This is a genomic window from Streptomyces palmae (genome assembly GCF_004684805.1).
GTDB lineage: Bacteria > Actinomycetota > Actinomycetes > Streptomycetales > Streptomycetaceae > Streptomyces > Streptomyces palmae.
In genome coordinates, this window is the sequence record NZ_SRID01000409.1 from 1 (window position 1) to 5,990 (window position 5,990).

At 74.5% G+C, this 5,990-nt stretch carries 4 protein-coding genes; 1 reads left to right on the forward strand and 3 read right to left on the reverse strand.

Annotation, left to right across the window (positions count from 1 at the left end; genetic code table 11):
- Nucleotides 1–36: 36 nt before the first annotated feature.
- From E4099_RS27960 to E4099_RS27970, 3 genes are all read right to left on the reverse strand, one after another.
- On the reverse strand, nt 37–900 hold the full coding sequence (locus E4099_RS27960) for an HAD family hydrolase (protein ID WP_135341912.1): 864 nt from the start codon (nt 898–900) through the stop codon (nt 37–39).
- A complete protein-coding gene (locus E4099_RS27965) occupies nt 897–3,530 on the reverse strand; it encodes a phosphoribosyltransferase (RefSeq protein WP_135341915.1) in 2,634 nt (877 codons plus the stop codon). The genes E4099_RS27960 and E4099_RS27965 overlap by 4 nt, the downstream gene beginning before the upstream one ends.
- A gap of 232 nt (nt 3,531–3,762) precedes the next feature.
- Nucleotides 3,763–4,971, reverse strand: a complete 1,209-nt coding sequence (locus E4099_RS27970) for an HpcH/HpaI aldolase/citrate lyase family protein (protein ID WP_135341913.1) — start codon at nt 4,969–4,971, stop codon at nt 3,763–3,765.
- A gap of 286 nt (nt 4,972–5,257) precedes the next feature.
- On the opposite strand from E4099_RS27970, the gene E4099_RS27975 reads away from it, so the two are divergent.
- Nucleotides 5,258–5,990, forward strand: a 733-nt coding sequence (locus E4099_RS27975; RefSeq protein ID WP_135341914.1) for a TerD family protein, incomplete at its 3' end; no start/stop codon positions are given.

Genomic DNA, 5,990 nt, shown 5'->3' on the forward strand with positions numbered 1-5,990 from the left:
ACCTCCCCCAGGCACCCGGCCGGCGCCGCCCCCTCGTCAGTGCCGGCTGCGGGAGACCACGCGGATGGCGGCCTCGCTGCGGGCCCGGGCGCGGGCGGTCGAGGCGTGTTCGGCGATGGCCGCCGCGATCGCCTCGCCGGCCGCCACGCCCTGCTCGGGCACGGCCGTCACGTGCGGGGCGAGCCAGCCCTGGGTGGCCAGTTCGCCGTGGGCCGGCCGCCACCCGTGGTCGGCGGCGTACAGCAGGTCGGCGTCGAGCAGTGAGTCCCCGGCGGCCAGGATCTCGCTCGCCCCGGTGCGGCGGGCGATCTCGGCGACCGCGGCGCTCTTGGTGAGCGGCTTGGGGACGGCGTAGACCTTGCGGCCCTGGAGGGAGACCGTCCACTCGCGCGGCTCGGCCCACTCGGTGAGGTCCCGCACGTAGTCCGGCGGCAGCAGGTCGCGTTCCACCACCAGGTAGGCGAACAGGTCCTCCGCCACCCGCTCCTTGCGCAGCCAGGCCGGGTCGGCGGTGCGCTGGATGCGGGCGCGGATCTCGTCCAGCGGGGCGCACCGCTCCTCCAGGGAGGCACGGACCGCCTTGTGCCATTCCGGGTCGGACTCGCCGTCCACCAGCAGATGCCCGCCGTTGGCGCAGACCGCGAAGCGGGGCGGCGGGCCGGGCAGCCGGACCCGGCGGTACTGCTCCCGGGTGCGGGTGGTGGCCGGTACGAACAGCGAGGTACGGGCCACCTCCGCGAGCAGCGTGGCCGCCTGCTCGGTCATGTACGACAGCGGTCTGCGGTCGTAGACCTCCACGCACAGCAGCCGCGGCGCCTCGTCGTCGGGCATGTCCAGGCCCAGGGCCGCCGCCGAGTAGATCAGGGTGCGGTCCAGGTCGCTCGCCACCAGCACGCTCATCGGTTGCCCGCCTCTCCGCCGTTGCCGGCCGTCTCCTCGGTGGTGGTCCCGCTCGCGGGGTCCGCGCCCGGCGGCTGGGCCGCCGTCCGTCCGTCGGCGCCGGTGGCGCCCCTGGTGTAGCGGGGGTGGATCAGGCCCACGCAGCTGTACGGCAGCCCCTCGACCTCCTCCACCGGCACCCCGCGCTGCTGGGCGAGCAGCCGGATGTGGTCGAGGTCGGCGCCGGCGCCCCGGGCGGCGAGGATCTTCCAGGGGACGCGGCGCAGCAGGACCCGGGTGGTCTCGCCGACGCCCGGCTTGACCAGGTTGACGTCGTGGATGCCGTACTCCTCGCTGATCCGCTCCACGGCCGCCCAGCCCTCCCAGGTGGGGGTGCGGTCGGCGGCGTCCGCCTCCTTGAGGTCCTCGGCGACCTCCGCGGCCACCTCGGCGAACCGGGCGCTGACGGTGTCCAGGAAGTGCGCGGAGACATCGGCCCCGGCCAGTTCGCGGTAGAACTTCGCGCCGTGGAACTGCCCCGGCCGCACCAGGTCGGCGCGGAGCACGGTGCGCGATATGAGGCCGGAGACGGTGGAGTTGAGGCAGGCGGAGGGCACCAGGAAGTCGTCCCGGGTGCCGTAGGTGTCCACGCAGCGGCCGGGGTCGGCGAGCACCGCGATCCGGGGGTCGAAGCCGGGGTGCTCGCGGACGGCCTCGGCGAGTTCGCGGGTGATGGCACCCTTGCCGGTCCAGCCGTCCACGAAGACCACGTCGGCCGGGTCGTGGCGGTCCGCCAGCCAGCGCAGCGCGGCGCCGTCGATGCCGCGCCCGCGCACGATGGAGATCGCGTAGTGCGGCAGGTCCAGCCCGTGCGCGTACCGTGCCCAGCGCCGCATCAGCACCCCGACCGGGGTGCCGGCGCGGGCCAGCGACACCAGCACCGGGCGGGGGCTCCGCTCCGCCAGCACGGTCTCGGTGACGGTGCCCACGGCGCGGGCGATACGGGAGGCGGAGGCGTCCAACGCGGCCCGGAACAGCGCCTGGTACTCCTCACTGGGCTGGTACTCCACCGGCAGCGACTCGGCGTAGTGCGCCCCGCCGTGCTGGATGGCCTCTTCGCGTTCCTCGGTGGGGGCCTCCAGGGTGACCGCGGAGAAGTCCTGGAGCAGCCAGCCGACCTCCTCGGGGGCGTAGGAGGAGAACTCGGGTCCGCGCAGCGGTTCTGCCATCGGTGGTGCCTGTCGGTCGGTGACGGGGTGGGTGCCGGACGCGGCGTCGGCGGCGGCCGTGCCCGGGACGTAGGAGGGGATGACGGCCAGCAGCACCCGGTCGGTGTGCGCGGCGAGGCGGGCCAGCAGCCCGTCCGGGGCGTGCAGTTCGGGGGTGTCGGCGGCCGAGTCGACGACCGCGACCACCGCGTCGAAGCGCCGGGCCGGGTCGGTTCCGGGGGCGACGTTGTAGGTGTAGCGCTCGCCCGGGCCGTCGGCGGGCGCGTCATGGGCGGGGAAGGCCAGTCGGGTGCGGATGGCGTAGCCGGGGTCGTCGACGGCGAGCACCGGGGAGCGGGTGGTGGTGGAGTAGCGCACCTCCGCCCCGGTGGCCCGGTCCAGTGCCTGGGCGAGCCGCAGCGGGGCGTACATCAGCTCCTCGAAGCCGAGCACCAGCACCCGCCGGGGCGCGGCCGCGGGCCCGGTGGCGAGCGCGTCGGCGATACGGGCCGCCATGCCCGGCAACGCGGCCTCCAGCCGGGTCCGGTGCGCGGGGGTGAAGCCGTGCCGCCCGCCGTCCGGCAGTCCCTGGGGCCATCCCAGCTCCACCCGCACCGGGCTCGGCCGTCCGCCCCGCCGCGGGGCGGACGTGGCGTCCGGGGCCGTGGGCGCGGGCTCGTGTTCGGCCACCAGGCGCTGCCCCTGCTCCAGTACGTCGGCGGGGAGCGCCACGGTGCCGGTGGCGAGGGCGACCAGGTCCACCCGGGCGCCCAGCTCGGCGGCGAAGCGGTGCAGCCGCTCGTGGTGTTCGGCGGTGCGCATGTCGACCAGGGCGACCACCACGTAGTGCTCGCGGGGGTGGTGGGCGTGGAGTGCGGCGATGGTGTTGAGGACGGTCGTCCCGGTGGAGAACTCGTCGTCCACCAGGACCAGCGGGCCGTCCTGGGCGAGGAGTCCGGGGTCCTCCGGGAGCAGCAGGTGGGAGGTGGCGTGGCTGTGCTCCTCCTCGAACCCGCCGACCGGCCGGACCCGGTCCACCGGCCGCCGGGTGGAGTGCAGGTACGTCGCCGGGCCCAGGCCGTCGGCGACGCTGTGGCCCAGGCCGGTGGCGGTCTCCGCGTAGCCCAGCACCACGGCGCGGGCCGCGGCCTCCTCGCCGAGCAGGGCGCGCACCCGGCGGCCCAGGTCGTATCCGGCGCCGTAGACGGTGTCCGGGTGCTGCGGGACGTGCTTGCCGAGCACCTTGGAGACCAGCAGATGGGCCCGCTTGGGGTTGCGCCGCAGGGCCAGGCCGAGCAGTTCGCGCAGTTCCGGGCCGCCGTGCAGGGCCACGCCCAGCCGGTCCGCGACCCACTGCCCGGACCATGTCTCGCCCGTCGCCTCCGTCACGCTGGTCACACCCGTCGGGCTCGTCGCACCCGTCGCGTCCCTCGCGTCCGCCATGTCCGTCGCGCCCGCCGCGTCCGTCACCTTCGCCGTCTCTTCCCTCATCCGGTACGCCTCATACGGTCCTCCCCCGGGCACGCGTCACGCGTTCCCCTTCGGTACACCCCGTCCGGGTGCGCCTTCACCCGGCCCCCTTCGTACGCCTCGCGCTGGGTGCGCCCTCACCGGGCCCCCTTCGTACGCCCCACCCGCGCACGCCCTCGCACGACCCCCGCCCGGCCGCGTGCGCTCACGCGGTCCGCAGCCCCGCGCTCAGCAGGTCCACGAAGCTCACGTTCTCGCGGGCCACTCCGAACACCTCGGCGCGCAGCAGCACGCGCTCCGCCCAGGCCCGGTGCGGCTTCACCTCGTTCATCTTGTTGGTGTAGGCCGAGCGCAGCACCCCGCCGCCGCCGCGCTCCGGGCCGAGGATGTCGCTGGCGTCGCTGAACTCCTCGTGGCTCACCACGGAGAGCGCGTGCACCGGGGCGACATGGGTGGGGTGGATGCAGGTCTTGCCCTGGAGGCCGTTGGCGCGGTCGAGTTCGATCTCGCGCAGCAGCCCGTCCATGTCGTGCTCGATGAGCGCGGCGCGCAGCGCCTCGGCGGGTCCGGTGAAGGGGCTGCTGCGCAGCTGCGGCTTGAACATCCGCTCATGGGGCTTGAAGTACTCCCAGACCGGTCCGGTGACCGTGAAGCCGGTGCCGTCGGCGCGGCCCAGCATGTTCACCACGTCCGCGATCACCGCGGCGACCAGTTTGACGTCGTACGCCGTCATGCCGGGCGCCCGGCGCAGCCCGTAGGCGGAGCAGAAGTCGGTCACCCCCAGCCGCAGCGCCAGCACCCGGTCCCGGTACTTGTCGACGGTGCGGCCGATACCGCCGAGCGTCTCGGTGCGGGTCTCCAGGTGCAGCAGTTCCGGTGATTCCAGCACGGGCATCACATACAGCGGCCGGCCGTCCAGTGCCTCGACGGCCTGCGGGGTCTCGGCGGATATCAGCGCTTCCAGGAAGGGGACGCCGCGCTCCTCGGTGAACTTGGGGAGCACGAATCCGGACAGCAGCCGGACCGCCGGGCCGAGCCGCCGCACCAGGTCGCCGATCTGCTCGGGGGTGCGCACTCGGATGAACAGCAGGGGCAGTGCGGCGGCCCCGCCCTGGGCGTCATCCGCGTCGTGCCGGGTCGTCAGCTCCGCGAACTGCCGTACCAGGTTCTCCTCGGCGCCCGCCACCTCGGCGTCGTCTATCGAGTCCTCCAGGCAGAGCACCATGGAGACCACTCCGCGAGCTGCCTGCTTGACGATGTCGGCGGCGAGGTTGGGGCGGGTGGCGGGGCTGTAGAGAGTGGCGCCCAGGGCGACGGCCAGGGTGCGGCCGGGTGAGTGCGCGGTGAACTCTCCCGGCTCGCGATGGAACAACTCGCCTCGCGTCACAGCCGGCAGATGCCCGAAATGCCGCATGTATCTCCCCGAACCCGCAGATGGCCGCCTCGTACACGAAGCCCGTGAACGTGGCCGATTATCGTACGTCCGAGGCGGGTCAAAAGTTCCCCAAATGCGTGAAGAGCGGGTGACTCCTGTGCGACCTCGGGGTAGCCGGCGTCCGGCGATCCCCGCTCTCCCGCCGCTCCCGCACCACCAGTCACCCCGTCAGCCGGGCGGGCGCTCGGGATCCGGCCGGGCGGTGTACTCCCCCCTCGGCGCCCTGCGTTGTCCCGGCCCCGGGAGAGCAGGCAGGATGACCGCCATGACGCACGCCATGCTGAAGGGTTCGAACATCCCGCTGGACACCACCGCGGTACGGGCCGTACTGCGCTGGGCCCCCGGCACGGACGTCCCGGACGTGGACGCCTCGGCGCTGCTGCTGGGCGCGGACGGCCGGGTGCGCTCGGACGAGGACTTCGTCTTCTACAACCAGCCCCGGCACCCTTCCGGCCTCGTCCGGCACCTGCCCAAGAAGCGGGTGGCCGAGGGGCTCACGGACACCGTGGAGGCGGAACTGGCGCCACTGGAGGCGGGCGTGGCCCGGGTGGTGCTGGCCGCCTCCGCCGACGGCGGTTCCTTCGGGCAGGTCCCCGAGTTGACCGTGCTGCTGTACGACGCCGCCGCCCCGGCCGGTACGGACCCGATCGCGGTCTTCGAGATGGCCCCGGAGACCGGCCGCGAGACCGCGATGATCTGCGGCGAGCTCTACCGGCGCGGCGCGGGCTGGAAGTTCCGGGCGCTCGGCCAGGGCTACGACTCCGGACTGGTCGGTCTGGCCACCGAGTTCGGCATCTCGGTGGACGACGGCGACCAGCAGGGCGCGGCCCCGGCCGCCGCTCCCGAGACGCCGCCCGCTCCCGAGCGGCCCCAGCCGCCGGCGCGACCCGCACCGGCCCAGCAGGCCCCGCAGCCGCTGCCCCAGCCCCAGCCTCAGCCCCAGCCGGCCGCACAGCCGCTGCCGCCGGCCGCGGCCTCCGCGCCGACCCACCCGCTGC